General features: G+C 64.2%; 24 protein-coding genes. 8 read left to right on the top strand and 16 right to left on the bottom strand.

Annotated elements, in window-relative coordinates; genetic code table 11:
* The first annotated feature begins 77 nt into the window (after positions 1-77).
* The 3 genes from BDW16_RS13875 to BDW16_RS13885 are packed head-to-tail and all read left to right on the top strand — an operon-like array spanning position 78 to position 3,086.
* A complete protein-coding gene (locus tag BDW16_RS13875; protein WP_066580674.1) occupies positions 78-1,406 on the top strand; it encodes an amidohydrolase family protein in 1,329 nt (442 codons plus the stop codon).
* A 1-nt stretch (position 1,407) separates the two neighbouring features.
* Positions 1,408-1,833: a Zn-ribbon domain-containing OB-fold protein gene (locus tag BDW16_RS13880; protein ID WP_066580676.1), complete on the top strand. Its 426-nt coding sequence runs from the start codon at positions 1,408-1,410 to the stop codon at positions 1,831-1,833.
* Positions 1,834-1,862: 29 nt separating this feature from the next.
* Positions 1,863-3,086 carry an amidohydrolase family protein gene (locus BDW16_RS13885; RefSeq protein WP_237241186.1) on the top strand — a complete coding sequence of 408 codons (1,224 nt, stop codon included), beginning with the start codon at positions 1,863-1,865 and terminating at the stop codon, positions 3,084-3,086.
* Between the two features lie 52 nt (positions 3,087-3,138).
* On the opposite strand, the gene BDW16_RS13890 is transcribed toward BDW16_RS13885, so the two are convergent.
* The 4 genes from BDW16_RS13890 to BDW16_RS13905 are packed head-to-tail and all read right to left on the bottom strand — an operon-like array spanning position 3,139 to position 7,688.
* Complete coding sequence (locus BDW16_RS13890) at positions 3,139-3,816, bottom strand: TetR/AcrR family transcriptional regulator (RefSeq protein WP_157926346.1); 678 nt, start codon at positions 3,814-3,816, stop codon at positions 3,139-3,141.
* A 47-nt stretch (positions 3,817-3,863) separates the two neighbouring features.
* On the bottom strand, positions 3,864-6,062 hold the full coding sequence (locus BDW16_RS13895; protein ID WP_066580679.1) for an acyl-CoA dehydrogenase family protein: 2,199 nt from the start codon (positions 6,060-6,062) through the stop codon (positions 3,864-3,866).
* Between the two features lie 13 nt (positions 6,063-6,075).
* Entirely contained in the window at positions 6,076-6,897 is an 822-nt protein-coding gene (locus BDW16_RS13900; RefSeq protein WP_066580681.1) for an enoyl-CoA hydratase, read from the bottom strand.
* Between the two features lie 11 nt (positions 6,898-6,908).
* Positions 6,909-7,688: an SDR family NAD(P)-dependent oxidoreductase gene (locus BDW16_RS13905; RefSeq protein WP_066580682.1), complete on the bottom strand. Its 780-nt coding sequence runs from the start codon at positions 7,686-7,688 to the stop codon at positions 6,909-6,911.
* A 185-nt stretch (positions 7,689-7,873) separates the two neighbouring features.
* On the opposite strand from BDW16_RS13905, the gene BDW16_RS13910 reads away from it, so the two are divergent.
* Positions 7,874-8,806: an NAD(P)H-dependent flavin oxidoreductase gene (locus BDW16_RS13910; RefSeq protein WP_066580683.1), complete on the top strand. Its 933-nt coding sequence runs from the start codon at positions 7,874-7,876 to the stop codon at positions 8,804-8,806.
* Here BDW16_RS13910 and BDW16_RS13915 read toward each other — a convergent pair.
* Positions 8,793-9,515 (bottom strand): enoyl-CoA hydratase/isomerase family protein, encoded by a 723-nt coding sequence (locus BDW16_RS13915; protein WP_241230602.1) that lies wholly within the window; start codon positions 9,513-9,515, stop codon positions 8,793-8,795. The genes BDW16_RS13910 and BDW16_RS13915 overlap by 14 nt on opposite strands.
* A gap of 139 nt (positions 9,516-9,654) precedes the next feature.
* On the opposite strand from BDW16_RS13915, the gene BDW16_RS13920 reads away from it, so the two are divergent.
* Positions 9,655-10,323: an SDR family NAD(P)-dependent oxidoreductase gene (locus BDW16_RS13920; protein ID WP_066580688.1), complete on the top strand. Its 669-nt coding sequence runs from the start codon at positions 9,655-9,657 to the stop codon at positions 10,321-10,323.
* A 10-nt stretch (positions 10,324-10,333) separates the two neighbouring features.
* A complete protein-coding gene (locus BDW16_RS13925; protein WP_100362771.1) occupies positions 10,334-10,978 on the top strand; it encodes a TetR/AcrR family transcriptional regulator in 645 nt (214 codons plus the stop codon).
* A 31-nt stretch (positions 10,979-11,009) separates the two neighbouring features.
* On the opposite strand, the gene BDW16_RS13930 is transcribed toward BDW16_RS13925, so the two are convergent.
* From BDW16_RS13930 to BDW16_RS13950, 5 genes are all read right to left on the bottom strand, one after another.
* Positions 11,010-11,294: a hypothetical protein gene (locus BDW16_RS13930; protein WP_066580692.1), complete on the bottom strand. Its 285-nt coding sequence runs from the start codon at positions 11,292-11,294 to the stop codon at positions 11,010-11,012.
* Positions 11,295-11,577: 283 nt separating this feature from the next.
* Positions 11,578-14,028, bottom strand: coding sequence for a TonB-dependent receptor (locus tag BDW16_RS13935; RefSeq protein WP_066580693.1), 2,451 nt, complete (start codon positions 14,026-14,028; stop codon positions 11,578-11,580).
* Between the two features lie 132 nt (positions 14,029-14,160).
* Entirely contained in the window at positions 14,161-15,015 is an 855-nt protein-coding gene (locus tag BDW16_RS13940) for a TauD/TfdA dioxygenase family protein (protein WP_066580695.1), read from the bottom strand.
* Positions 15,012-16,007 (bottom strand): NADPH:quinone oxidoreductase family protein, encoded by a 996-nt coding sequence (locus BDW16_RS13945; RefSeq protein WP_066580697.1) that lies wholly within the window; start codon positions 16,005-16,007, stop codon positions 15,012-15,014. Before BDW16_RS13945 ends, BDW16_RS13940 begins: the two co-directional genes overlap by 4 nt.
* Positions 16,007-16,741, bottom strand: a complete 735-nt coding sequence (locus tag BDW16_RS13950) for an SDR family NAD(P)-dependent oxidoreductase (RefSeq protein WP_066580748.1) — start codon at positions 16,739-16,741, stop codon at positions 16,007-16,009. The genes BDW16_RS13945 and BDW16_RS13950 overlap by 1 nt, the downstream gene beginning before the upstream one ends.
* 132 nt (positions 16,742-16,873) lie before the next feature.
* On the opposite strand from BDW16_RS13950, the gene BDW16_RS13955 reads away from it, so the two are divergent.
* On the top strand, positions 16,874-17,473 hold the full coding sequence (locus BDW16_RS13955) for a TetR/AcrR family transcriptional regulator (RefSeq protein ID WP_066580699.1): 600 nt from the start codon (positions 16,874-16,876) through the stop codon (positions 17,471-17,473).
* On the opposite strand, the gene BDW16_RS13960 is transcribed toward BDW16_RS13955, so the two are convergent.
* From BDW16_RS13960 to BDW16_RS13970, 3 genes are read right to left on the bottom strand one after another with little or no spacing between them, the layout of a single operon-like run.
* Positions 17,461-19,512 carry a 3-hydroxyacyl-CoA dehydrogenase NAD-binding domain-containing protein gene (locus tag BDW16_RS13960; protein ID WP_066580751.1) on the bottom strand — a complete coding sequence of 684 codons (2,052 nt, stop codon included), beginning with the start codon at positions 19,510-19,512 and terminating at the stop codon, positions 17,461-17,463. The two genes, BDW16_RS13955 and BDW16_RS13960, sit on opposite strands and share 13 nt — an antisense overlap.
* Positions 19,513-19,523: 11 nt before the next feature.
* Complete coding sequence (locus BDW16_RS13965; RefSeq protein WP_066580700.1) at positions 19,524-20,732, bottom strand: acyl-CoA dehydrogenase family protein; 1,209 nt, start codon at positions 20,730-20,732, stop codon at positions 19,524-19,526.
* A complete protein-coding gene (locus BDW16_RS13970) occupies positions 20,732-21,823 on the bottom strand; it encodes an acyl-CoA dehydrogenase family protein (RefSeq protein ID WP_066580702.1) in 1,092 nt (363 codons plus the stop codon). Before BDW16_RS13970 ends, BDW16_RS13965 begins: the two co-directional genes overlap by 1 nt.
* 171 nt (positions 21,824-21,994) lie before the next feature.
* Between BDW16_RS13970 and BDW16_RS13975 the strand changes: the two genes are divergently transcribed.
* Positions 21,995-22,831, top strand: coding sequence for an SDR family oxidoreductase (locus BDW16_RS13975; RefSeq protein WP_237241184.1), 837 nt, complete (start codon positions 21,995-21,997; stop codon positions 22,829-22,831).
* 4 nt (positions 22,832-22,835) lie between these two features.
* Here BDW16_RS13975 and BDW16_RS13980 read toward each other — a convergent pair whose 3' ends face one another.
* The 3 genes from BDW16_RS13980 to BDW16_RS13990 are packed head-to-tail and all read right to left on the bottom strand — an operon-like array spanning position 22,836 to position 26,435.
* On the bottom strand, positions 22,836-24,086 hold the full coding sequence (locus BDW16_RS13980; protein WP_066580706.1) for an MFS transporter: 1,251 nt from the start codon (positions 24,084-24,086) through the stop codon (positions 22,836-22,838).
* On the bottom strand, positions 24,064-25,419 hold the full coding sequence (locus tag BDW16_RS13985; protein WP_083954404.1) for an MFS transporter: 1,356 nt from the start codon (positions 25,417-25,419) through the stop codon (positions 24,064-24,066). Before BDW16_RS13985 ends, BDW16_RS13980 begins: the two co-directional genes overlap by 23 nt.
* Positions 25,416-26,435 (bottom strand): aldo/keto reductase, encoded by a 1,020-nt coding sequence (locus BDW16_RS13990; protein ID WP_066580707.1) that lies wholly within the window; start codon positions 26,433-26,435, stop codon positions 25,416-25,418. The genes BDW16_RS13985 and BDW16_RS13990 overlap by 4 nt, the downstream gene beginning before the upstream one ends.
* Between the last annotated feature and the right edge of the window lie 36 nt (positions 26,436-26,471).

Raw genomic sequence — 26,471 nt, forward strand, 5'->3', positions numbered from 1 at the left:
ACCGCCTTTACGCAGGGTGCGGATTGTTGTAGTCAGAAAACCAACAACATGTCAGTTTTAGGAAGAGGATCGATGCCATGAAGGTTGAGGATCTCATTATCGTCAGCGTCGACGACCATATCGTCGAGCCGCCCACCATGTATGACCAGCATCTTTCGGTGCAGCACAAGGCGATCAAGCCGGAGCTGCGCAAGGATGCGAACGGCGCGGATTTCTGGCTCTACGAGGGCAAGCGTACCGGCTCGATCGGGCTGAATGCCGTCGTCGGCCGGATGAAAGAGGAATATGGCTGCGAGCCGGTTTCGTTCGAGCAGATGCGCAAGGGCGCGTGGGACATCGATTCACGCATCGAGGACATGAACGCCAACGGAATCCTGGCGTCGCTCAACTTCCCAAGCGTGGTCCGCTTCGACGGCGCGCTGTTCCACGAGTTCGACAACAAGGCGAACGCGCTGACACTGTTGCGGGCCTATAATGACTGGCATATCGACGAATGGTGCGGCAGCCATCCGGGCCGGAACATCCCGCTGGCGCTGGTGCCCTATTGGGACATCGATGCGACCGTCGAGGAGATCAAGCGCGTGTCCGCAAAGGGCTGCCACGCGATCACCTTCAGCGACAATCCCTCGCTCAAGGGACAGCCGAGCATCCACAACGAGCATTGGGAACCGCTCTGGAAGGCGTGCGCCGACCACGACATCGTGATCAACATTCATATCGGATCGGGTGCGCAGGCCCCGCATGCATCGATGGAATCGCCGATCGATGCCTGGATCACGACCATGCCGATCTCGATCGTCAATTCGGCGGCGGACTGGCTGCACCTCAAGGCATTGCAGCGCTATCCGCTCCAGGTCTCGCTGTCCGAAGGCGGGATCGGCTGGATTCCCTATTTCCTCGAACGTGCCGACTTCGTCCATGAGCATCACAAGGCCTGGACCCATGCTGATTTCGGAAAGAAGAAGCCGAGCGATGTGTTCCGCGAGCATTTCCTGACCTGCTTCATCGACGATGCCTTCGGCCTCGAGAATCTCGACAAGATCGGCGAGAACAATGTCGCCTATGAATGCGATTATCCGCACTCCGATACGGTGTGGCCGGAATCGGCCGACCGCCTGAGGGCGACGCTGAGCGGGATTTCCGACACCGCGATCGAGAAGATCACCCATGGCAACGCGCTGCGCCTGTTCAACTTCGACGCTTTTGGAATGATGGGCGGCCGGGAAAACTGCACCGTCGGCAGGTTGCGCAAGGCAGCCGAGCATATCGACACCGCGCCGCGAAGCTATGGTGGCCCCGCACCGCTCGCCGAGGGCGAGGTCGCGCGCCGGGTGACCTCGGGCGACATCACCAAAATGTTCATGGACGTCGCCAAGCAGGACGGCGAACTCGAAGCGGCCGAGTGAGATGGGTGCCGGTTATCAGCGGATGCTGCCCAGGCTCGACGATCTGAACCGCTTCTACTGGACAAGCGGCGAAGACGGCGTGCTGCGCATGCTGCGATGCCAGGATTGCAGCTTCTGGGTGCATCCGCCCCAACCGGTCTGTCCGAAATGCCTGACCAAGCATCTCGCCCCCGAGCCGCTGTCGGGACGAGGCACGGTGTTCAGCTATACGGTGAACGAGAAGGCGTGGGGGCCCGGCCTCGAGGTGCCTTATGTCATCGGCGTCGTGCGGCTGGACGAGCAGGACGGACTTCAGCTCACCACCAACATATGCGGAATCGCATCCGATCAGGTCCACATCGGGATGCGTGTCAGAGTCACGTTCGATCACGATGAGGATATCTGGCTTCCGATGTTCGAACCCGAAGCAATACGCAACGCGGCCTGATACGGCTGCGGCGATCAAGGAGAGAGATTGTGGCTGTAACGGCTGTACTTGAACGCGAACCCGAAACCCGCATTTTGCCCTATGCGGTCTATGACGGCGATGGACATCTCTATGAGACGATGGACACGTTCCGCCGCCATCTGCCCAAACAGTTTCACAAGGATTTCCAGTATGTGCAGGTCGAGGGCCGCACCAAGCTGGCGATCAACGGGCATATCAGCGAATATATACCCAACCCGACCTTCGAGGTCGTCGCCGCGCCGGGCAGCCATGAAATCTGGTATCGTGGCGAGAATGCCGAGGGCAAGACGCTGCGCGAGCTCACCGGCGATCCGCTGGCCTATCAGCCCGAGTTCGGCAATCCCGAAGCCCGGCTGAAACTGCTCGACGAGCAGGGCGTGCACGCCCAGCTCATCTTCCCGACCCTGGCCTCGATCATCGAGGGGCATATGGGCAACAATGTCGAGCTGATGGCGGCGCTGGTTCATTCGCTCAACGCCTGGGTGCTCGATGAATGGAGCTTCAACTACAAGGATCGGCTCTATCCCTGCGCCTATATCTCGCTGGCCGATGCCGAGAAGGCCGAACAGGAACTGGATTGGGCGCTGAAGAATGGCGCACGCCATATCCTGATCCGTCCGGCGCCGGTGCCCGGCCTGTTCGGCCCGCGTTCTCCTGGTCTTCGCGAGTTCGACCGTTTCTGGGGCAAGGTCAACGAATCGAACATCTTCGTCGTACTGCATGTGTCCGACAGCGGGTACGATCAGATCTATCGCTGGTGGGGTAGCGGCGCCAGCGAGATGGTCGCGTTCGACCGTTCGGATCCGTTGAAGGCTTGCATGGATACGCAGGGGCGCTCGATCGCCGACACCATCGCGGCGCTGATCGCGCATGGCGTGATGGATCGCTTCCCGAACATTCGCTGGATGTCGGCCGAGAACGGCTCGATCTGGGTTCCGCACCTGATGAAGATGTTCAAGCGCGCCCATGGCCAGATGCCGCAGGCGTTCAAGCGCCATCCGATCGATACGTTCCGCGAGAGCGTGTTCGTCGAGCCTTATTACGAGGAGGATCTGAACGAGCTGCGCGAATTCGTCCCGGTCGAGCGCCTGGTGTTCGGCAGCGACTGGCCGCACGCCGAAGGGCTCGCGATGCCGCTCGACTTCCTCAACGAGGTGAAGGATTTCACGCCGGCAGAACAGGAGATGTTCATGAGCAGCAACCTGAAGGGCCTGCTCGACGGCAAGCGCTGAACATCGCGATAGGTAAGCTATGCCGCCCGGGCCCTTGGCCCGGGCGGCTTCTTTATGCCTGGTGGCGGATCGAGGCGAGTGCGCGATCTGCGGGCGAGCCCTTGACGGTCGGCGTGAACAGCAATGTCAGGATGTCGATCTCGGCCTGTTTCAGGTCATCCGGCGCGACGATCGCAGGATTCTGTCGCATCGTTGCGGGGCGCGCTGCCATGCGCTCGATCGCCGAATAGATGATCACGCTGCGCGCCAGTGCCGATTTCGGATCGACGTCATCGGGGTGCGCCGCGAGGATGCGTTTGGCGATCGCATGGATCAGCGGCATTGCCGCTTCCTGGCGCACGGCGAGGAACGCGGGATGCGCGCTGTCCGACAAATAATTGCGGACCGTGAGGATCGCTCGATGCCGGTCCCAATAGGCGCTGAAGGCGTCGATGAAGCGCGTCGCATGTTCTGCAGGCGTGGCCGATGTCCAGTCGCGACCTAGCGCCTCCTGGACCTCATCCATGTCTGCCCCGGCCTCATGGCTGAGAGCCAGAAGGATTTCGTCGATATCCTTGAAGTACAAATAGAATGTTTGCGAGGCCAGTGTCGCTGCGCGGGCAATGGCACTGGCCGTCAGCTTGTGCGCCGGCTCGACCGCGATCAGCTGACGGGCTGCATCGAGCAACCGCCGCCGGCTCTCGGCGCCCTTGCGGCCGATCGACTGTCCATGCTTGTTCGTCTCGTCCATCCCGCTGTGGAACGCCGCGAGGCGCTCCCTGTCAAGCATGGGCGGATTCAGCTTCGCGATTTGGGCATGCCCAGCGACTTCTCGGCGATCAGGCTGCGGTGCACTTCGCTGGTGCCGCCATAGACGGTCATGGCGATGGCCCGCCGCATCGTTGTCTCGACATAGTCCATGTCGGGATCGACACCGCGCACCAGCGAACCGGGCGCGCCGGCCTCGACGATCGCGCTGGCGTCCCGGTACATGGTTTCGGTCGTGAACATCTTTGCCATCGGGCCATAGCTGATGTCGTGGATGCCTTCGACATCCGCCCACACCTGGCGCCGGCAGAGCACGTCCGCCACTTCGTCGTTGATTGCGGCACGAGCCAGCACGCGACGAATAAACGGGTTGTCGATCGGCACCGCGCCATTGCCGCTCGGCTTGCGCGCCCAGGTAAGGGCCCGGCGCATCATCGCGCTCTGCGCCGCGTGATAGCCGGATCCACCATGTTCGAAGCCGAGCGCCGATGCCATGACGCGCGCGCCGTCGCCGACCTCGCCGATGCGGTAGCGATCCGAAATGCGGACATCCGTGAAGTAGGTGATGTTCGTCTTCTCGTCCTGCAGCGTATAGACCGGGTGCAGTTCGATACCGGGCAGCTTCATCGGCATGATGAACATTGTCAGGCCCTGGTGCTTCTTGCCGCTATTGTCGGTGCGGGTCAGCATCAGGATATAGTCGGCCTGGTGGCCGTTGGTGGTGAACATTTTCTGCCCGTTCAGCACCCATTCGTCACCCTCGCGCACGGCACTGAACTTGGTGCCGAACACGTCCGAGCCCGATTGCGGCTCGGAGAAGCCGAGCGCCCCCAATGCTTCGCCGCGGGCGATGGCGCCGACGATCTCTTCCTTTGTTTCCGGCTGCGACCAGAGCTGCGCCATCTTGGCGACGAACTCGGTGACGGCGAGCGGCGTGCGGGTCCAGCCGATATCTTCCCACATCGGCGCAGCGGCCATCACTTCGTAGCGGCTGCGGACCTTCTGACCGTCGGCGCCGAGATCGGGATAGGCATGGCCGGCCTCGGCCAGCTTCTTGTGGAAGCCGGGATGGTGGCCCGCGGTGGAGTGGTGCTTCTTCGCCTCGATATCGGGGGTCATCTGGCCTTCGACGAAGCTGCGCAACTCGGCGGCATAGGCGTCGGCCTCTGCGCCCCATTCGAAATTGATCTCGACCTCCCCGGCACGGGGCAGGGCTACGGTCTCGCCGTCCCAAAGACGCGCGGCGATGCGGTCGAGCTCGGCATTGGGGTCGCCCGCGATCAGCGACAGCAGCTTGGCGCGGCGGAAATAGAGCTGGACGTCATATTCGAGGCTGAGGCCATAACCACCAAAGGTACGCACCGAATGTTGCACCGCCTGGTCTACGCTATGCGCCGCCCACCAATAGGCCATGGCGGCGCGCGCGCCTCCCTTGGCATCCCCCGCTGCAATCGAGGCAATGGCACGCCATGCCAGCAATTTTGCCCCGTCCATATGCGTTGCCGCATCGGCCATCGGATGCGCAATGCCCTGATAGGCGCCGATCGGCGAGCCATAGGCATGGCGCTCGACCGAATAGGCGGCGGCGAGCTCGAGCGCCCGGCGGCCAAGGCCGGCCAGATAGGCAGCGGTGAGGACCTTCCATTCCTCGCACGCGGCGGCGAATTGCGATACCGCAGTGTCGCCGGTTGCCAGCACGAACCGCTCGCCCGCACCGCACGACAGATCAAGATTGGCGACCGCGGCGGCGGCGATATTGGGCGCTTTCGCGGCATTCAACCCGGTCAGGGCAACAAGGTCGTTTCCGTCAAGCGCGAGCACGACATGGGCGCGCGACCCGCCGAGCACCGGTTGGGCCACACCCGGCACGACCGGGTTGAGCGCAAGCGTTGCGATCGCCCCGCTATCGACCGCGGACAACAGCGCGGCGGGGGCACCCGTCCGGTGGAGCAGCGCGATCGCCACGATCGCTTCGATCAGCGGCACGGGCGCGACATGGCGGCCCGCCTCTTCGGCAACGATGGCCGCATCCATCAGCGTCATGCCGCCATCCTGCGGCTCGATCGTCCGGATACCGACAATGCCCAGCTCAACCAGCTTGTCCCACAGCGGCTGATCGACCCCTGTATCCTCGGCGGCGCGCAGCCGCTCGGGCGTCGCCTCGTCCGCGAACAGGCGGGCGACGGTGTCCTTCAGCATCGACTGGCTTTCGGAGAGGGCAAGCTTCATTGGACGGGATCCTTCAGGCCTTCTTGTTGGCTGCAGTCATTTCTTCGAGATTGGCGAGCGTGACCCGGCCTTCGGCGGCCCAGGCATTGGCATGGCCCAGAGAATGGGTGTCGAAGCACGCCTGGATCGCGGCATATTGTCCCATGATGTCCATCGTCTGATTGACCGCGCGCTTGGCCATGAGCAGGCCGTGCGGATGCTTGGTCGCGATGTCGTTCGCCAATGCCAGCGTCGCCTCATGCAGCTGCTCAAGCGGGACCACGCGATTGATCATGCCGACCTTCTCGGCCTCTTCGGCATTCATCCAGCGGCCGGTGAACAGCATTTCCTTGGCCTTGCGGGGGCCGAACTCCCAGGTGTGGCCGTGATATTCGACGCCGCCGATCGCCATGTTGATCACGGGATCGGAGAAGCGCGAATTGTCGGCCGCGACGATCAGATCCATCGGCCAGATCAGCATCAGCCCGGCTGCGACACAGGCGCCCTGAACCGCGGCGATGGTGGGCTTGGGCAGGTTGCGCCACTTGTTCGAATAACCCAGGAAATGCTTGCTTTCCCAGCGGTACATCCGAAGCAGGCCGTTCGCGCTGACATCGTCGAACATCGACAGCCAGGGTTCGTGCTTCACCACCTCCGCCGAGATGTCATGGCCGGCCGAGAAATGCTTGCCGCTGGCATTCAGCACGATGACCCGGACATTGTCGTCGGTGACCGCCTTGTCGAATGCAGCGTCCAGCTCGGCAAGCAGAGGCGGGTGCTGCGCGTTGTTCGTCTCGGGCCGATTGAGTGTGACGATCGCAACGCGGTCGCGAACTTCGTACAGGATAAAGCTCATCTTGCTGCTCCTCAGCGCATCGGCATGCGGATGGCGCCATCGAGACGCACGGTCTCGCCGTTGAAATAGCCGTTTCGTACCATTTCCAGCACCAGGCTGGCATATTCAGCCGGCGCCCCGAAGCGTTTCGGGAAGGGGACCGATGCCTCCAGTACGCTGCGCACATTGTCCGGCACGCCCAGCATCGGCGGCGTCGCGAAAATGCCCGGCATGATCGTGTTGATGCGGATCGCCGAACCGGAGAGATCACGCGCGATCGGGAGCGTCATGCCGACCACGGCCGCCTTCGACGCTGAATAGGCCGCCTGACCCATCTGCCCGTCCTGGGCCGCAGCGGATGCGGTGCAAACGATCGCGCCGCGCTCCCCGTCCACCGGGTCGAGCGTCAGCATGCCCGCCGCTGAACGGGTGATGCAGCGAAATGTGCCCACCGTGTTGACCATCAACACCCAAGCGAACTTGTCGCTGGGGAAATACTTGATCTCACCGGTCTTCTTGTCGACGCCGGCCGTCTTGATCGAGTTGCCCGTCCCAGCGCAATTGACCAGGACCCGCTCCTGGCCATTTGCCGAGCGCGCCTTCTCGAACGCCGCATCGACTGACTCGTCGGACAGCACATCGACCTTGCAGAAAATGCCACCGATTTCGGCGGCGACCTTCTCGCCCAGTTCCTCATTGAGATCGAAGATGGCGACTTTCGCGCCCGTTTCGGCGATCGCCTTCGCGGTTGCGTGCCCCAGGCCGGAGGCGCCGCCGGTGACGATCGCGGAAATCGAGGAATCGAGTTTCATAAGCGTCTGCTCCAGGAAGCATTGTGAACGTATCGGCCCCTTCAGCCTGTCGGACATTGCGGTATGTCTCGCGCCGTCTCTGCGCAATGGAGCGGCAGCCAAGCGCATGGTTGTGATGCGTCGTGCCAAGGATACGAAACGGCGCCCGCATCCGATAAGCTCGCGCGGGGCAACAGGATATCAACATGGCCATCGCTGAACGGCTTCGGTGCAACCTTGAGCTACCGGTGATGGTGGCGCCGATGTTCCTCATCTCAAATCCGGCGCTGACCATTGCGGCATGCAAGGCAGGGATCATCGGAACCTTCCCGTCGCTGAACGCGCGCAGTGCGGCGGACTATGAGAGCTGGCTCGAGCAGATCGGCGCTGCGTTGGACGAGACTGATGCGGCGTATGGCGTGAACCTGATCGTCGGCAAGCAGAATGGACGGCTGGCTGAAGATCTGGCGATTACGGTGCGACGCCAGGTTCCGCTCGTGATCACCTCCTTCGGAGCGGATCACGATGTCGTTGCGGCGGTACATGACTATGGTGGCACCGTCTTTCACGACGTCGCCAGCGCGCGCCACGCCGAGATCGCAGCGCAGGCGGGGGTCGATGGCCTGATCGTGTTGACCGCAGGTGCCGGCGGGCACACCGGCTGGCTCAACCCCTTTGCGGTGCTGAACGAGGTGCGCGCCGTATTCGACGGCACCATCCTGCTGGCCGGGGGCATGTCAACGGGGCGGGACGTCGCGGCAGCGCGGATGATGGGAGCAGATCTTGCCTATATGGGCACCCGCTTCATCGCGACGCGCGAGGCATCGGTACATCCCGACTATCACGCGATGCTCATCGCATCGCGCGCAAAGGATGTGCTGGCGACACGCGGGATCAGCGGGACGCCAGCGAATTTCCTGACCAGATCGCTCACCGCCAATGGGCTCGACCCGGCTTTGTTTCAGTCCGCGACCGGCCCGCTGCCCGTGCTTGAGGAACGCGGACTCAGACCCTGGAAGGACATCTGGTCGGCGGGGCAGGGCGTCGGGGCGATCACGGACGTGCCGTCCGTCGCCGAACTGGTCGAACGCTTGTCTGCCGATTATGCGGGCGCGATCGGGGCGGTTAGCGCGCCTTGAAAGCTGCGAGCGCGGCCTTTGCCTCATTGCTTCCAGACGTCGCGATTGCCAGTTCCCGTTCCACGTCCAGGCCTTCGGCAAGCGGCATCCCGCTCGCGCGTACCGCTTGACGTATCGCGGCTTCGGCGGAGGGACGATTGCCTGCGCGTTGCAGTGCGAATTCGACTGCGGCCTCGACCACATTCTCGTTGATCCGATCGATCAGCCCCCAGGCCAGCGCGGTGACCGGGTCGATCGGGTCGCCGCTCAGCATCAGGTCGAGCGACCGCGTCTCGCCGATCAGGCGGGGCAAGATCTGCGTCGCCCCATAAGCGGGTATCAGGCCTAGTTTCACCTCGGGCAGGCCTAGCACGGCGTTAGGGTCGGCGATCCGAAACTGCAGTCCCAATGCGATTTCCAGCCCGCCTCCCAGCGCGTAGCCGGAAAGTGCGGCGACCCCGATTTTCGGAAATGCCCGGAGCCGCTGGATCAACGCATGCATGTGACGGATGCGCAGCTCGCCATCCGCGCCCTTCTCCTTGAGGTCGGAACCGACGCAAAAGGCGCGCGGCGAACCTGTGATCACCAAAGCGCGGCTGGCATCGCTCTCGATCGTGTCGAGATGGGTGTTGAGCTCAGCCAGCATTGCCGTGTCGATCGCGTTCAATCGCTCCGGGCGATTGAACATGAGCACCGCGACATCGCGGTCATCGGTCCGCATGATCCTCATCACGGGCCACCTTCCTATCTCCGCAGTGCGCAGCGCAAGGTGCCGGGCAGAGCATCGCATATTCGATGCTTTCTGGTTGCGTTGGCGGCAGCGGGCGATCGGGTTAGATCGCGTAGAATCGAGTGTATGGAGGACAGCGATGGGACATGTGATCGTCACCGGGGGACTGGGCGGATTGGGGCGCGCGGTCGTGACGACCTTGAAGTCCCGGGGGCATCGCGTAGTTGCAGTCGATATCGCATCGGGCCAGAGTGACGCAGACCGCGTCATCGCGGGTGTTGATCTTGCCGATGAAACGGCAGTGGCGACAGCATTCTCCGAAGCGGCGGGTGCGTTGGGCGAGATCGACGCGTTGGTCAATGTCGCCGGCGGTTTCACCTGGGAGCCGGTGGAAACCGGGTCGATGGCAAGCTGGGACGCCATGTATCGCATCAACCTGCGCACCGCGGCAATCAGCTCGCGGGCGGTGCTGCCTCACCTGAAATCGGGTGCGATCGTGAATGTGGGTGCGGCGGCATCCGCCGCGCCGGGCATGGGCATGGCGCCCTATGCGGCCTCGAAGGCCGGCGTCATGGCGCTGACCGAGAGCCTTGCCGAAGAGCTTCGGGGCAGGGGCATCCGCGTCAACGCAATTCTGCCGACCATCCTCGATACGCCGGCCAACCGCAAGGACATGCCCGACGCCGATCCGGCGGGTTGGGTAAGTCTCGAAAGCGCGGCGGCTGTGGTGGCGTTCCTGCTCTCGCAGGATGCCGCGGCGATCACCGGGACCGGTATCAAGCTTTCACTCGGTACAGCGGGCGCCTAGATTCCACATCATGACGCGTGCTGATGCTTCCTATCGATCCTCGTCGCCGCATGCATTGGGCCGCAAGGGGCGCGAGACGCGTCAGCGCCTGGTCGACGCGGCCGCGTTGTTGCTCGCTTCGACCTCGCCGATGGACCTCACCGCGATGGCGATCGCCGCCGAGGCCGGAACCGCTTCGGCTACATTCTACGTCTATTTTCGTGATGTGCAGGATATTCTCTACGCGCTCAGCGAGGCGGCGACCGAAGACATGCTGGCAGCATTTTCGAAGCTCGACATCTTCCACAACAACGCACGGGTTTCGGAAGACAGCGAGGTATTCCTGAAGATGCTTGCTGAGCAATGGGAGCGGCACAATGCGGTGCTTCACTATCGCATGATGGAAGCCGACCGCGGGGATCCGCGGTTCGCCAGATTGCGCGGCCGATGGGCAGAGGCGGTGCTCAACCGTTTCTGGGAGTTGTTGAAGCGGGCGCCGCATCTCGAACCGCCGCTGGATGAAACCGACGCCTATGCCGAGAGCATCGTGCTGTTCGCATCGATTGAGCGGCTGGCCGCTGCGGTACACCGGGAGCCCCGGCTGACCATATCGGCGCAGCGTATCCGCGCCGCACAGGCGCGCATTCTGACCCGCATGATTGCGCCGCAGGGCTAGGGAAGGGGCCGGCGTGCCGGCCCCCTGCGCGTTAGAGACCGATCGCCTTGCGGGTCAGGCTGGTCTTGAGCCGCGACCCGTCGGCCGACAGCGTCGAGATCGGCACGCGATACACCTTCATCTGCGCGGTGAAGGTAACGAAGCCGCCCGCATCATTCACTTCATAGACCTTGCCCAGCACGCGGCCGTCGGCGTCGATGATCGTCTGGTTCTTCTTTACCGCGATCGCCGCCGCGGGCGCGGCCTGCGCGGCCAATGCCTGCATCGGCGCGGCGAAGAGGAGTGCCGCGCACACGCATGTCAGATAGGGTTTCATGATTTGATCGGTCTCCAAGCCTGTCCGCGGACAGCACGAACAACTCGCACTTGCCGCGATGCAGCATGGCTTGCAATCGTATTCTTGATGGATTGTCAGAATTAACGAGCAAGATGTCCGTTCTTGTTCTGACGAAGGCGTCGAGCAGGAAACAGGGGCATCGCGACCGAAGATGATCGCTCTTGTTCGCGATAATGGCCGACCTCGAGCGTCATCGGCCCGCAAATGAAGACGGCGGGCCGCAAGGGCCCGCCGTCTCGTCATGACAATAGTCAGCCGGGTGTCAGAATTTCAGCTTGGCCTGAACACCATAGGTGCGCGGTTCGTTGTAGAACAACGACGCATATCCAGCTGAGGTCGCGGTATTGGCACCACCGACCGCATAGACTTCGTTGAACAGGTTACGGGCAAAGACGCCCAGCGTCAGCGGGGTCCCGCCGACATCGGTCCAGTCCAGCCGCGCGCCAACCACCGCATAGGCGCCTTGGCTCAACTGCTTGTCGCTCTTGAACGGACTGAAATAGGTCCGGCTCGCCCGATAGACATCGGCATTGAACGTCAGGCCTCCGATATCCGGGCCGAGCGAGGTTTCGTAGCTGACATTGCCGCCCAGGGTGAGCGCGGGCGCATAGGGGAACGCTGTGTCCTCGGGCTTGGCCGGGAAGGCGTTTCGCGATGCAAGGACTGCCGGGGTTCCCGTATCCAGATATTTTGCATCATTGTAGCTGATAAAGCCTCCGAATGTGAGGCCGCGTGTCGGCGTGATCGTCGCGTCGATGTCGAAGCCCTGCACCCGCGCCTTGCCGGCATTGATGATGATCGTGCCCGCCGACGGGTCGTTATTGGGATTACCGTCGCCATCGAAATTGTTGTTGGTTCCGTTAACGCCGCGCTGCGACCCGTTATACGTGCCCCGGAAGACATCGATGTTGAACGTGCCGCGCACCCCGCCTGCAGACCAGCGTGCCTTCATGCCGATTTCGGCATCCACCACCGTTTCGGGTTCATAGGTCTGGAACGGGGTCAGGATCCCGCCAAGAACCGGCGTGTTGACGCCGCCCGCGCGATAGCCGCGGCGAACCGTGGCATAGAGGAAGATGCTCTCGGTCGCCTGATAGTTGACGCCGAAATTCCATGTCCAGGCGGCGGAATCCGCGACGGATTGCGTACCCTTTATCGCCACCGGAGCGCCGTTCACCGTGAGCGTTCCGCCGTTGCGGCACTGATCGAGCGATGCGACCGGCGTGCCGGGAACATACGGATTGTTCGCGCTATAGCCAGTCGCGCACGATGTGGTCTTGTCCCATGTGTGACGGACACCGGCATCGATCTTGAAACCGCCGCCCAGGTTGAAACTGGCTTGTCCAAACAGCGCTTTGCTTTCCTGCGTACGGTAGCTCAACACAAGCGAAGCGGGCAGACGGGGCGTGAAGGGAGCGACGATCAGACCGGTGCGGCCGCTGGGCTTCGATTTGAGATAGAATGCGCCGAAGATGGTATCGAGCCGGTCCTCGAGGAAGCTTCCCTGGACCTGGAATTCCTCGCTGAACTGGCTGAAATCCTGAAGATTCTCAGCCGTTGTCAGCCCCATCTCGGTGCCGTCGGTATCGGTCACGCTGTAGTGATAGGCGGTTCTGTAGCCCAGAATGTTCTTCAGCGTGATGTTGCCGAGATTGAGCGTGGTCGTGTTCGACAAGCCCTGGAGCTGAACATTCTGGAAGACGCGCGGAGCGGTGAAGTTCTTGCGGACGCCCGCGGCCTGTTGCCGCGCCAGCGCGAGATCGACGTCGCAGGAGGCCGAGGTACCGCAGTCGAAGAAGGTGTTGAAACCGGGAAAGCGCGGCGTGATCGTTCCGGGATACAGATGGGTGAGGACGGCAGCATCGCCCTGCCGTTCCCAGCGGATATTGTCATAGACCGTGGTGTTCTGAAAATCGCCGAGATCGATCAGCAGCGACACGCGGAACGAGGTGTCGTTGATGTCATTCAGATCCTGCCCGGTGACCTGGGATATCGTGTGCCCGTCGCGCTTGTTGCGCTGGCCGGCGACGCGGATCGCAACCTTGTCCTGGACGATCGGCACATTGAGCGCGCCTTCGACAACGATCGCGTTGTAATTGCCATAGCTGGCCGACAGATAGCCGCCGAGTTCGTGCGACGGCGCTGTGGGATAGACCAGCACCGCGCCGGAGGTCGAGTTGCGGCCGAACAGGGTACCCTGCGGTCCCTTCAGAACCTGGACCGAGGAAAGATCGTAGGTCGGGATGACGCTGGCCACATAAGGAAGCGGCACATCGGCGAAATAGGTAAGGACGGGCTGCGCGGCATCGCCGATATTCGAACGGCTCTGCGCACGGATCACGATCTGCGGGTTGGCGCTGCCGCCCGAGCGGCCATAGGTGAGGCCAGGCGTCGCCTGGGTCAGCTGATCGATCGAGGTGATCGAACGCTCGGCCAGCATCGAGCTGTCGAATGCCGTGACGGCGACCGGAACGCGTGACAGGGCTTCCTCGCGGCGGCGGGCCGTAACGACGATTTCCGCGGGTGCGCCGGTGTCGTCCTGTGCGGCCGGTGTGCCCGGGTCCGCAGCCGTCTGCCCGGCCGTTTGAGTCGGCGACGCCGCGCTGGTCACAGGCTCGCCTGCCACAGGTTCGTCCGCGGCGAAGGAAGGCGTGGAAATCAATGCGGCGATTGCACTCGCGGTCAGCAAGGCGCGCTTGGAAACAGGCTTCATATCCCCTCCCTCGGGTCCATCATGGCCGTATCTGGTCCGGCTCTTGAGTAACATACAGCATGTCGGTTCTTGGGCCATGCGGCGGACGGTTTCAGCACATTCCTGTTGATGAACCGTCAGGAATCGCTGTCGCTACTCGTCGGCCACGGTGGTTCGCCGCATGTCGCGACGGTAAAGATCCTCCCGAAACGCAGTGGCGCGGTGCATCGTGCAGCGGTTGTCCCACATCACCAGATCGCCATCGCGCCAGACATGGCGATGGACGAACGGCGCACTGGTCGCATGCGCGGTAAGCGCATCGAGCAGTGCGCGACTCTCACCTTCCGGCCAATCAACGATCCGTTCGGCATGCGAAGCCAGATAGAGGGCGTCGCGGCCCGAGGGATGACGCCGCACCAGCGGATGCTCCGCGCCCGGCAGGTTGCGTGCTTCTTCCTCGCTCAAGGCCGGCGCGCCTGCCAGGCGACGGGACCGGTCGAGCGAATGGTGGACGATAAGCGTTGCGATCCGGTCTCGGGTGGATTGGTCGAGCGCATCATAGGCAGCGCGCATATCCGCGAATTCGGTATCGCCGCCTTCGGGGGGAAGCGTGCGCGCCGCCAGGAATGTGTAGCGTCCCGGAGGATTTCGGAACGAACTGTCGGTATGCCACAGCCGGGCGGGCTTCTGGAGCAGCCTGCGCCGGTCGTCCGCCGCCAGCCTCTGCCCCGTCTCGTCGACATTCGAGATGTCGCTGAGTTCGTCCCGTTTCAGGCGGCGTTCGGTGTCCTTGCGATGAACGGTGATCGAACGCTGGAGCGGGCCGAACAGCCCACTGAACGCGATCTGCGCATCGTCATCCATCGCCTGCTGATCGCGAAAGACCAGCACGGCATGCGCGTCGATCGCCTGCTGCAGGACCGCAACCCGATCGCCGTGCAACGGTTGCGAAAGGTCGAGGTCCACCACCTCGCCGAAAAACTGGGGATGAAGCTGGTTGATTCTCATTTGGCACCCATTTCGATGATAATTTTCCCCGTTGCCGACCGTTCGGCCAGCGCCGCGAGCCCCTCGGCGGCGCGTTCGAGCGGCAGGCGCCGGGAAATATGCGGACGGATCGCTCCGGCAGCGTGCAGCGCGACAATTTCCGCCAGATATTCGTTCCGCCTGTCGGGGTTCCGGCGGGTGAAATCGCCATAGAAAACCCCGACGAACGATGCGCCCTTGAGCAGCAGCAGGTTGAGGGGAGGCGTGGGAATCCCCGCGGTGAAACCGACGATCAGATGTCGTCCTTGCCAACCGATGCTTCGCACAGCGGCTTCGCTGAGCGGGCCGCCGACGGGATCGAGGATCACGTCGATCGGTCCCTCGGCTTTCAGCGCGTCCGTGACCGCGCGCTGGCTGTCGCGGCCCGAAAGGTCCGCCGGATAGATAATCGTTGCGTCCGCACCCTGGTCGCGCGCGAGCGCCGCCTTTTCGGGCGAGGACGTAGCCGCGACGACGCGCGCGCCAAATGCCTTGCCAAGCTGGATCGCTGCGATGCCGACGCCGCCGGTCGCACCCAGTATGAGCAGCGTTTCTCCAGGACGAAGCGCTGCCCGGTCGCGCAGCGCATAATGGCTGGTCGCGAAGGTGACGATCAGGGCGGCGGCTTCATCGAACGGCATGCCGGCCGGGATTGCGATGCAATTTGCTTCGGGAACGATGAACTGGGTCGCAAGGCCGCCCCATGCTGCCGTGCCGATGACCCGATCCCCGACACGAAAGCGGGTAACGCCGCTGCCGACCGCCCGCACCACGCCTGCGACTTCCGACCCCGGCGCGAAGGGGCGTGGCGGGCGGATCTGGTAGAGGTCTTGGATGAGCAGGACGTCGGGATAGTTGAGCGCGGCGGCATGCACATCGATCAGCACTTCGCCAGGGCCGGGGGCGATGTCTGGCCGTTCCTCGAGCAAGAGCGTTTCCGGTCCCCCGGGGCGGTGACTGAGCAGCGTCCGCATCAAATACCGCCGCCCACCGCGATATCGGCGCCCGTGGTGTAGGAAGCGGCGTCGGATGCCAGGTACAAGGCGACACCGACGATCTCATCGGGCTGTCCGAACCGCTTCATCGGGATGCCTGCCTGCATCGCCGCGGTATTTACCCAGTGCCGCGAGATGTCGGTCGCGAACATACCCGGCGAGATCGTGTTGACGCGCACCATCGGGGCAAACTCGCGTGCGAGCCCCAGGGTCATCGCATTGAGCGCGGCCTTGGCGCCGGCATAGGGGATGATGCCGGGTTGCGGGTTCTTCGCGCCCAGCGACGAGACGTTGATGATCGAGCCGCCGCCGGCCTCGCGCATTCGCGTGCCGAGCAGCGCGGCGAGGCGGAACGGCCCCTTGAAGTTCACTGCGATGATCTTGTCGAACAGCGCTTCGCTGGTGGCCACGCTGCTCGGTTCGACCGGGGACATGCCCGCATTGTTGACGAGAATATCGATCCGTCCCCATTCGCTCCAGGCAGTGTCGGCGAGCGTCTCCATCTGCCCCCATTCACCGGCATGCACGGCGAGGGGGAGCGCGCGCCGGCCGAGCGCGCGGACCTCTGCCGCGACTGCCTGGCATGAGTCGAGCTTGCGGCTGGCGATGACGACGTCCGCCCCTTCGCGGGCGAAGGCGAGGACCATCTCGCGACCCATTCCGCGACTGCCGCCCGTGACAAGCGCAACCTTGCCTTGGAGACGGCCGGTCATGGTCTTGTGCCGCGGTTGCGAGGCATTGCGTGGTTCATCCAACTCTCCTTGGCTGGACAATCGTCCAGCCAACTGCCACCTGTCCATTGTCATGGACCAGCGATCACATATGCATTGGGCGAGGGGCCGCCTGTGAGCCTCGTGCGGCCCGTCACCCGGCAGGATCAGCGGCGCCTCACCCGCCGGCGCATCGCCGACGCTGCGCGCCAGTGTTTCTACGAGCATGGTGTCGCCGAGACCTCGATCGACCAGATTGCGCGGGCGGCGGGGGTCGGGCGGGCGACCCTCTACCTTCACTTCGCCAACAAGGACGCGATCCTGCGTGAGTTGCTCGCCGCCAATATGCGCGGCGTACGGCTGATCTTCCGCGAGTTGTGCGATGCACCGCTTGTCGACGTTGCCGCCGCCCGGCATTGGCTGAGCGAATATGTCGCTGCGCTCAAGCGGCATCGGGATGCGATGCCGCTGTTTCACCTCGGCCTGGCGAGCGATGCGGACGCGCGCGCCTTGTTGCGCGAGCACCGCGCCCTCCTGTCGACGGCGCTTGCCGAGCGGTTTCCGGCCCTGGCGACGTTCGACGCGCGCGATCGCGTGCGGCTTGCGCTCACGCTCGCCCGGATCGACCAGTTCGCCAGTGCCGCAGCGGAAGACGAAGCCGCGATCGATGTGGAAGCCGGGCTGGATCTGGTTTCGGAGGAGCTTGCCGCGCTGCTGGACGATCAGCCCGCATAGGCGGCGAGCGAACCGCCTTCCGACGCGAGCTTGAGCAATAGCGCTGCCGGCTCGACCCCCATGTGGCGAAGCCCGTCCACCACCCGGGTCAGCCCGATCGCGTCGGCATGGAACATGGGTCCGCCCGTCTGCGCGGGCCAGCCATAGCCGGTGATCCAGACCAGATCGATGTCGGACCCACGTAGCGCGATCCCTTCCTCCAGGATCTTTGCCCCCTCGTTGATCATCGGCAGCAACAGCCGGTCGAGGATTTCCCGGTCGGAAAGGGTGACTGATCCGGGAGCCACGCTTGCGAGACCGGCGATCACATCGAGTGCCGTCTGCGAAGGGCTGGGCGTCTTGTTCTCATAGTCATAATAGCCAGCGCCGCTCTTCTGTCCCTTGCGGCCAGCCGCGACGAGGCGGGATTTGACGCTGTCCGTGTCGCCCTCCCAGCCGATATCCAGTCCGGCAAGATCCAGCATCGCGAACGGCCCCATCGGAAAGCCGAACCCGGTCAGTATCCTGTCGATGTTCCAGGGCAGCACCCCCGCCAGCACCATCGCATCGGCATGGACCTGGCGCGCCGCCAGCATCCGGTTGCCGATAAATCCGAAACAGACGCCGGAGACAACCGCCGCCTTGCCCAGCTTCTTGGCCAGCGCCATCACGCTCGCGAGCACCGCTTCGCTGGTCTTTGCGGCTCGGACCACCTCGAGCAGCCGCATGACGTTGGCCGGCGAGAAGAAATGCATCCCGAGCACGCGCTCGGGCCCGGCCGCACCGGCGGCGATGGCGTCGACATCGAGGAACGAGGTATTGGTTGCGAGGATCGTGTCGGGCCGAACGATGGCGGACAGCGTGCCGAACAAGGCCTGCTTCGCCGCCAGATTCTCGAAGATCGCCTCGACCACCAGATCGGCGTCCGCGAGCGCCGACAGATCGAGCGTCGGGGTCAACGCCGCGATCTGCGCCTCCGCCTTATCTGCCGCGAGCTTGCCGCGCTCGACCCGCGATTGCAGCGTCGCCGTGATATGCGCCACACCCCGGTCCAGCGCTGCCTGCTGCGTCTCCACGACCGTCACCGCGAATCCAGCGGCGAGGAACGCCATCGCGATGCCGCTCCCCATCGTACCGGCGCCGACGATGCCGACCTTGGTGACGGGGATCAGCGGCAGGTCGGCGCGCAATCCGGGTATCTTCTGCGCGGCCCGCTCGGCCATGAAGACATGGCGGAGCGCGGCCGATTGCGGACCGGCCAGCAGTGTCTGGAATTCGGTACGCTCGATCGCGAGACCCTTCTCCCATGGACCCGCGACTGCCGCCTCGACGCAGCGGACGATCGCCTGCGGGGCGTCGAGACCGTTTAGTTGCTTTGCGTGCGATGTGCGGAACCGCTCGAACAGGTTGGCATCCTTGCGATCTGCAGCCACCTTGGCTTCGCAATCCCGGATCCGCTTGGGCGGCTCGCCCGCATCGACCAATTCCTTCGCAAAGGCGATCGCGTCTTCGCGCAACGCGCCTTCGGCCGCCAGCCGGTCGATCAGCCCGATGGTCAACGCTTCCTTCGCCCCGACCTGCCGTCCGCTGATCAGCAGGTCCAGCGCGGCCTCCGCGCCGGTGATGCGCGGGAGGCGCTGTGTACCGCCGCCGCCAGGCAGCAGGCCCAGATTGACTTCAGGCAGACCCATCCGCGCCGAGGGGACCGCGATGCGATAGTGAAAGGTCAGCGCAGTTTCCATGCCGCCACCAAGCGCCGTGCCATGCAGCGCCGCCACGGTCGGCTTGGGGCTGTTCTCGATACTGTCCTGCAGAGCAAAGAAATCGACCTTGGGCTGAACCTTGCCCAGCGATTTGAGGTCAGCGCCGGCAATGAAGGTACGGCCCGCGCAGATCAGCACGATCGCTTTCGCCGCATCATCGCTCAGCGCGGCCATCAGCGCGTCGTAAAGGCCGTCCATCAGGGCGGGAGACATTGCGTTGACGGGAGGAAAGTCCAGCGTGACGATGGCGACGCCGTCCTCGACGGTGAGCGAGGTGCCCTCATTGATTGCAGTCATTGCATGCTCCGTCATCGGCTGGGCTGGATCTGGTCGAACGGTACCGCCTTGTCGGGGCGATAATCCTGGGGAAGACCAAGCAGCCTTTCGGCGATGGTGTTGAGCAGCATTTCGTCCGCGCCGCCCGCGATGCGCAGCGTGGGAACGGTCAGCCAGCTATGCGCCCAGTCGTCCTTGGGAAAGGCATGCGGATCGAGTTCTGCGCCCATCGCACCCTTCAGGTCCATCGCGGCTGCCGACAGCCGCTGCCGCAAGCGCATCGACACCAGTTTGTGGATCGATCCTTCGGCCCCCGGCTCGGCTCCTTCCTGTAGCGCCATGAACGTCTTGGTGCGGATCGCGACCAGCGCGCGTTGCTGGCGGAACGCGTTGGCGATCTCCCGGCGGGTGCGTCCGTCCTCGATCGCGGGCTTGCCGTCGATCGTCGTTGCCTTGGCCAGCGAAACGAAGGAATCGAGCGCAGGGCCGAACCCGGCCTCGTCCGCGGCCGAATAGCGTTCGATCATCAGTGTATCGATCGCAACGCCAAAGCCGCCGCCGACCGGTCCGAGCCGCTGGCTGTCGGGAATGCGAACCTCGTCGAAGAACACCTCGTTCACATCCTCCTCGCCATTGGCGAGGCGAACGGGGCGAACGGCGATGCCCGGCGTCTTCATGTCGAGCCAGAAATAGGTCAGGCCCTTATGCTTCGCGACGGTCGGATCGGTGCGGGTGACGATCACGCCATAATCGGAATATTGCGCCCAGCTCGTCCACAATTTCTGTCCGTTGAGAACCCAGTCGTCGCCGTCGCGAACGGCGCGCAACCGGATGCCTGCAAGATCCGAACCCGCGGCGGGCTCGGAAAAGAGCTGGCACCAGATTTCCTCGCCCTTCAGCGCGGGATGCGCGAAACGCTGGCGCAGGTCTTCGGCGGCATATTTCAGCATGACCGGGATCGGCTGCCCGAGCGAGATGCCGAAATAGCTGGTGCCGAAATTGAACTTGGCCTCTTCCTCGGCGAAGATTGCCTGCTCAAGTTCGCTCAGGCCAGCCCCCCCATAGGGTTTCGGCCAGGAGATGCCGGCATAGCCTGCATCATATTTTGTGCGCTGCCAGCGACGGGCAAGGGCAAGGTCGTCGGCTTCGCTCAAGCCGCGGCGCGCTTCGACGCCGAACTCGGCGGCATGACCGGCAAGCCAGGTGCGAACCTGACTGCGAAAGGCGTTCAGATCGGACATTATGCGGCCTCCAGATAGCTGGCGATGCGGTCTTCCCAATAGGTTACGCCGCCCGCCTCCAGCGCGAGGCTGCGCGCACGGCGATAGTGGAGATGGGGCTCGGCCTCCCAGGTCACGCCGATCCCGCCATGGACCTGGGTCGTCGCTGCGGCGGCATAGTCATAGCCATGGATCGCGTTCAGCCGGGCTGCCGCAACATAGGCTTCTGCATCATCATCGCCATTTTCGAGCCGCACCGCCGCATCGAGTACCGACGCGCGCGCCAGTTCGTTCGCGACATAGATTTCCGAGATCGCGTGCTTCACCGCCTGGAACTTGCCGATCGCCTGGCCGAATGCCTGACGCTGATTGGCATAGTCCGCCGCCAGTTTCAGGCACGCTTCGATGCCGCCGACCGCCTCCGATGCCAGGTGCAGCGCGAACCGCGCGAGGCATTGCCGGGCGACCAGCGCTGCATCGTTCAACCCCAGCACCGTTGCGGCCGCGCCGTCGAACGACAAGGTGGCGAGGCAGCGGCTGTTGTCGATGCTGGGGATCGCAGCGCGGGTCACGCCCACGCTGTTGAGGTCGATCAGCGCAATTGCCGGGACGCCGCCCGCGTCGCGGCACAGGATCAGTGCGACATCGGCGACGGCGCCGCCCAGAACCGCGGCCTTCTCACCGGCAACGCGGCCATCGGGCCCGATTGTCACGTCAGGGGCCAGGGGGAGCGGCTCGTTTCCTTCGTTGAAGGCAAGGGCCACGATCTTCTGGCCGCTGGCAAGCGCGCCGAGCAATTCGGGCTGGTCGCCGAGCTTGAGCGCGTGCGCGGCGGCGAAGCCGGTCGCCAGAAACGGCGCGCCTGCCAGCACCCGCCCCGTTTCTTCGGCCACGATCATGGTCTCGACCAGCGAGAGCCCCAAACCGCCATCGGCCTCGGCGACATTCATGGCGGTCCAGCCCATGTCGCGCGCCGTTTGCCAATAGCCTTCATCATATTGGCCGCTGGTCTCGAGCAGCGCGCGCAACGTCGCCGGATCGGCCTTGCCGGACAGCGTGCGGCGTACTTCTTCGCGGATCTGGTTCTGCTCGTCGGAATAGAGATAGGGCATGGTCGTTCATCCACTCCTTTGCATCTGTCCCTGATCCATTGGGGGGCGGCGCGTAAAGGGCTGGCGCGCCCTCGCGCCAAGTATCCGATATGTGCTGCGCAACGCGTTGACCTTTGGACGTCCGGCGCGCCAAGCCCGTGGGGAAGGAGAAGGGCGATGTTTGCAGAGGGGTTGTTGCGGAATTCCCGCATCCTCGTCACCGGCGGGGGCAGCGGCCTGGGCAAGGAGATCGCGCGGTCCTGCGTCGCGCTCGGCGCAACCGTCTATCTGTGCGGCCGCCGTTCCTCGGTGCTGGAGGAAGCCGCCGCGGAGCTGGGGACGGGCGCGATCCCGATCGTGTGCGACATCAAGTCGTCCGAGGCGATCGAGGCGATGCTCGATACGATCTGGGCCAGCGGTCCGCTTACCGGACTCGTCAACAACGCCGCCGGAAATTTCCTTGCCCGGACCGAGGACCTGTCGATGCGCGGGTTCGATGCCATCGCCGACATCGTGTTCAAGGGCACGTTCCAGATGACGCAAGCGTGCGGCAAGCGATGGCTGGCCGGCGGAACCAAGGGATCGGTCGTGTCGATCCTGGCGACCTGGGTGTGGAACGGATCGCCCTTCGCGGTGCCCTCGGCCATGTCGAAGGCCGGGGTTCATGTCATGACGCAAAGCCTGGCGGTGGAATGGGGCGGGCGCGGCATCCGGCTCAATGCGATCTGCCCCGGCCCGTTCGAAACCGAAGGAGCCAGCGCGCGCCTCAATCCCACAGGCGACAGCCGCTTCGGCTGGAACCCGATGGGGCGCCACGGCACGCCGCAGGAACTGGGCAATCTGGCCATATTCCTGCTCGCGCCGGGCGCCGAGTTCATCAATGGGCAGACCATCGCGATCGACGGGGCCGCCTGGCAAGGCACGGGACAGAATTTCTCGGCATTGACCGAATGGAGCGACGCGCAATGGGCGGACGCCAAGGCCGCTGCCCGCGGGATCGATGCGCGCGACAAGGCCGCGCGCGGCTGATCACTCAGGCTGCCGGGCCATGCTCCGGATATCGGCCCAAGGTGCCAAGCAGCACCGCGGAGAGACCGGCTAGCGGAATGACGATCCACAGGAACAAGTCATAAGCGCCGGTGGCGTCGCGAATCGTTCCCGCGATCCACGGTCCCAGCCCGACGCCTGCGAGCAACGCGGACGTGATCCAGCCGAACAGGCTGCCGAAGCTGCGCATCCCGAAATAGCGCGTGGCGAGATAGATCACCGAATCATATTCGCCACCGATACACAGGCCGAGGAACGCGATCGCGACGATCGCCATCGGAACCGAGCCAGGAAAGGCGAGCAGCAGCGCTGCGGCGATGATCGGCAACGCAACGCTGATGGCGCCGACCGGCGGCCCGGGCAGCCGGTCCAGCATGAACCCCACCCCCAGCCGTCCGATGATCGAGAAGATGCCGGCGATCCCGGCGGCATAGGTCGCGTTCGCGCGGCTCAGCCCCATTTCCGACAGCAACGGCACGAGATGAAAGACAAAGCCGACGATCACGCCGGTAATGATGATCGCCGTAAGCAGGAGCTGCCAGAATTGCCGCGTGCGGACGCCTTCGCGCAGCGTGTACCCGGTGACGGCATCGGAAATCTTCTTGCCGCTGCCATCCCGTTCGAAGCGCGCGTCGTGGAAGAAGAACCAGAGCACGGGGACGACGACCAAGGCAAACCCGGTGCCTAGCGCAAGATATGCGCCGCGCCAGCCCATGCCGTCGATCAGCAACCGGGTAATCGTCGGCAGGCACGCCTGCGCGAGACCGGTGCCCGACAGCATGACCGCCAGCGCCAGCCCGCGCCCGGCCGAGAAATGCGACGAGACTGCGGTCGACCATATCGTCGGCTTCAGGAAGAGCGTGGCGACGCCGAACACGGCCCACAGCGCCCACCAGCTGTAGATCGAGGGACCCGCAAGCGACAGCGAGGCGGTGGTGGCACAGACCATGATCGTGCCGGGGATCGCCATCCGCCGCGCACCCCATCGGTCGATGAAGATCCCGAACAGGGGCGACAACACGACGCCAAGCAGCGCGGGCGCCATCAGCGCCGCCGATATGTCCGCGCGCGACCAGCCGAACTCCGCTTCGAGCGGGGCCACGAACACGCCGGTCGCATAGATCTGAACACTGCCCAGCGCGACACCGCAACAGGCTGCGACGACCAGCGCCCAGCCGGTTCGCCATTCAGCAAGCGTTTGACCGCGCGAGGGTTCAGGCGCTGACGGGTGATGCATCGATACGCTCCAGTTCGAGCCGGATTTCGGCATGACGGGCCGCGGTTAGCGGATAACGGAAGGCGACCCAGGCAGCCGCGAAGCACAAGAGGATCGGCAGGCCGATATAGAGGATCTGCAGGCCCGTCATTGCCGACGCGGCGTTGGCGGCGCCGGGCGCGGGGTCGAATGCGAACAGCGACAGCGCCCAGAACATCAGGCCGACGGACACGGCCTGGCCGATCTTCCAGACCCCGATCAGCAGCGCGTAGAGCAACCCGGTCCGTTCCTGACGCGTACGAAGCCGCTCCTCGTCGCTGACATCGGCGATCATCGCGCGGGGCAGCAACGACGAGCCGCCATAGGCGATGCCGACGACGCCCTGAGCCAGCAGCAGCAGGACAAGCTGTCCGGCCGGCACCGCCCAGATCGCCGCCTGACCGGCCGCATAGACCAGCGCGGCGACGGCCAGCGCACTATGCTTGCCGATCGCAATGGCCAGCCGCGACCAGAGCGGCGTCAAGGCCATGCCGGCGATGGCATGAACGATGAACAACAGGCCCAGATCGGCCGCGTCCAGCCCCTTGGTCCGCGTGAAGTAGAACAGCGCCAGCGTCGATGTCGCGCCGCCGGTAATGCCGAGCAATGCCTCGCAGGCAAGCAGGCGCTGAACGGTGCGGTTGCGCATCATCTCGAAATAGTCGCGCATTCCGCCACCCTGGCGTTCGGCCACTACGGGACGTTCGCGGACCAGCGCCAGCGTGATGGTGACCATGACGGGCGCAAGAATGATCACCAGCCAGGCCATCGCCGCCATGCTTGCCGCCTGCCCGGTGATGCCGGCCATGCCGACAAGCTTGGGCATGAGCATCGCACCGATCATGCCGATCGAGAAGGCGATCTGCCACCAGCCATAGATGCGGGAGCGTTCATGATAGTCTGGCGAGACATTGGCGGCGAGGGCGAGCTGCGCCAGCGTCATGATCGACCACCCGGCATAGGCCATCAGCAACCAGCCGGTGAGGTAGAGCGGACCCACACCCGGTCGCGCCATGAACAACATGCCCATTGAGAGCATGATGATGGGCGCGGCGATGGCCAGCCACGGGCGATAGCGCCCGAACCGGGTCTTCACCCGGTCCATCACCCCGCCGATAAACGGATCGAACCCGATATCGAGCAGGCGGACGACCATGAACACCGTGCCGACCATCGCGAGGTCCAGCCCGAGCGTCCCGGAATAATAAGCAGGGAGATAGACGACCAAAGGAAGGCTGAGCGCTGCCAGCGGAATGCTGGGTCCGGCAAGCGCGAGCATCACATGGCGGGGCAAATGTTTGGGCGTTTCAGTCATAGGATCGCCTGCGCGCGCGCATCGGACTCGAACCGCGCGATGAAGTTTTGGGGGTAGGGGATTGCCGGTGCCGAGACCGTATCGAGCGCGGTGCGCTCGGCGGCGGTCAGCTCCAGATCGGCGGCGGCGAGGTTGGCGTCGAACTGTGCTTCAGAACTGAACCCGATGATGGCGGTTGCGACGGCGGGCCGCTCCAGCACCCAGGCAAGCGCAACCGCAGCAACCGGAACCCCACGCGCATCGGCGATCTGCTTCAGCGCATCGACGATGCGGTGACCCTGCTCCCGGTCGAAGGGCAGCAGGTCCATCGAAGCCAGCCGGCCATTCTGTCCCCCGGGATCATCGCGCGTGTATTTGCCGGAGAGGAATCCGCTCGATAGCGGACTCCACACCATCGTCCCGATCCCCGCGTCCAGCGCGAGCGGCACATATTCCTGCTCGATGTCGCGGGCGACGAGTGAATAATACATCTGCCCGGTCACGAACCGGGCCAGCCCGTTCGCCTGCTGCATCGCGATCGCCTTGGCGGCGAGCCAGGCCGGCCAGTTGGAGAAGCCGATATAGCGCGCCTTGCCCGCGCGAACCACGGCATCGAGCGCGGTGAGCGTCTCGTGCAGCGGGGTCAGCGGATCGGGGCGGTGGCAGATAAAGACGTCGATCCAGTCGGTCCCGATGCGCGACAGACTGGCATCGATCGATCCATGGATATGCCGGGCGGAGAGGCCGGCATTCTGCAGGCCCTGATCCATCCTCATGCCGACCTTGGTCGCGATCACCGCTTCGCCGCGCCGCTTGCCGAGCGCCCGCCCGAACAGCGTCTCTGACTCGCCTCGATGATAGACGTCGGCGGTGTCGAAGAAATTGAGTCCGGAGTCGAGTGCGCGATTGACGAGCGTTGTGCACGCGCGCTCGTCGATCGCGGCCAAAGGCCCCTTCCACGCGGCGCCGAGGGTCATCGTCCCGAAGGCGAGCTTTGAAACCAGCAGCCCGCTGTCGCCGAGCCTTGAATAACGCATCCGCTTCTCCCGATCGGGAGAGTGGGCGCGCATGCC

The organism is Sphingomonas koreensis (assembly GCF_002797435.1).
Lineage (GTDB): Bacteria > Pseudomonadota > Alphaproteobacteria > Sphingomonadales > Sphingomonadaceae > Sphingomonas > Sphingomonas koreensis.

Excerpts from the sequence above, each read along its gene's own strand:
- BDW16_RS13925 (WP_100362771.1), top strand. The coding sequence starts at position 10,334 with ATGACGCGTGCTGATGCTTCCTATCGATCCTCGTCGCCGCATGCATTG.
- BDW16_RS13950 (WP_066580748.1), bottom strand. The coding sequence starts at position 16,741 with ATGACCGGCCGTCTCCAAGGCAAGGTTGCGCTTGTCACGGGCGGCAGT.
- BDW16_RS13920 (WP_066580688.1), top strand. The coding sequence starts at position 9,655 with ATGGGACATGTGATCGTCACCGGGGGACTGGGCGGATTGGGGCGCGCG.
- BDW16_RS13945 (WP_066580697.1), bottom strand. The coding sequence starts at position 16,007 with ATGCGGACGCTGCTCAGTCACCGCCCCGGGGGACCGGAAACGCTCTTG.
- BDW16_RS13905 (WP_066580682.1), bottom strand. The coding sequence starts at position 7,688 with ATGAAACTCGATTCCTCGATTTCCGCGATCGTCACCGGCGGCGCCTCC.
- BDW16_RS13970 (WP_066580702.1), bottom strand. The coding sequence starts at position 21,823 with ATGCCCTATCTCTATTCCGACGAGCAGAACCAGATCCGCGAAGAAGTA.
- BDW16_RS13940 (WP_066580695.1), bottom strand. The coding sequence starts at position 15,015 with ATGAGAATCAACCAGCTTCATCCCCAGTTTTTCGGCGAGGTGGTGGAC.
- BDW16_RS13900 (WP_066580681.1), bottom strand. The coding sequence starts at position 6,897 with ATGAGCTTTATCCTGTACGAAGTTCGCGACCGCGTTGCGATCGTCACA.
- BDW16_RS13960 (WP_066580751.1), bottom strand. The coding sequence starts at position 19,512 with ATGACTGCAATCAATGAGGGCACCTCGCTCACCGTCGAGGACGGCGTC.
- BDW16_RS13980 (WP_066580706.1), bottom strand. The coding sequence starts at position 24,086 with ATGCATCACCCGTCAGCGCCTGAACCCTCGCGCGGTCAAACGCTTGCT.
- BDW16_RS13895 (WP_066580679.1), bottom strand. The coding sequence starts at position 6,062 with ATGAAGCTTGCCCTCTCCGAAAGCCAGTCGATGCTGAAGGACACCGTC.
- BDW16_RS13890 (WP_157926346.1), bottom strand. The coding sequence starts at position 3,816 with ATGGACGAGACGAACAAGCATGGACAGTCGATCGGCCGCAAGGGCGCC.
- BDW16_RS13985 (WP_083954404.1), bottom strand. The coding sequence starts at position 25,419 with ATGACTGAAACGCCCAAACATTTGCCCCGCCATGTGATGCTCGCGCTT.
- BDW16_RS13930 (WP_066580692.1), bottom strand. The coding sequence starts at position 11,294 with ATGAAACCCTATCTGACATGCGTGTGCGCGGCACTCCTCTTCGCCGCG.
- BDW16_RS13915 (WP_241230602.1), bottom strand. The coding sequence starts at position 9,515 with ATGAGGATCATGCGGACCGATGACCGCGATGTCGCGGTGCTCATGTTC.
- BDW16_RS13990 (WP_066580707.1), bottom strand. The coding sequence starts at position 26,435 with ATGCGTTATTCAAGGCTCGGCGACAGCGGGCTGCTGGTTTCAAAGCTC.
- BDW16_RS13880 (WP_066580676.1), top strand. The coding sequence starts at position 1,408 with ATGGGTGCCGGTTATCAGCGGATGCTGCCCAGGCTCGACGATCTGAAC.
- BDW16_RS13910 (WP_066580683.1), top strand. The coding sequence starts at position 7,874 with ATGGCCATCGCTGAACGGCTTCGGTGCAACCTTGAGCTACCGGTGATG.
- BDW16_RS13935 (WP_066580693.1), bottom strand. The coding sequence starts at position 14,028 with ATGAAGCCTGTTTCCAAGCGCGCCTTGCTGACCGCGAGTGCAATCGCC.
- BDW16_RS13965 (WP_066580700.1), bottom strand. The coding sequence starts at position 20,732 with ATGTCCGATCTGAACGCCTTTCGCAGTCAGGTTCGCACCTGGCTTGCC.
- BDW16_RS13875 (WP_066580674.1), top strand. The coding sequence starts at position 78 with ATGAAGGTTGAGGATCTCATTATCGTCAGCGTCGACGACCATATCGTC.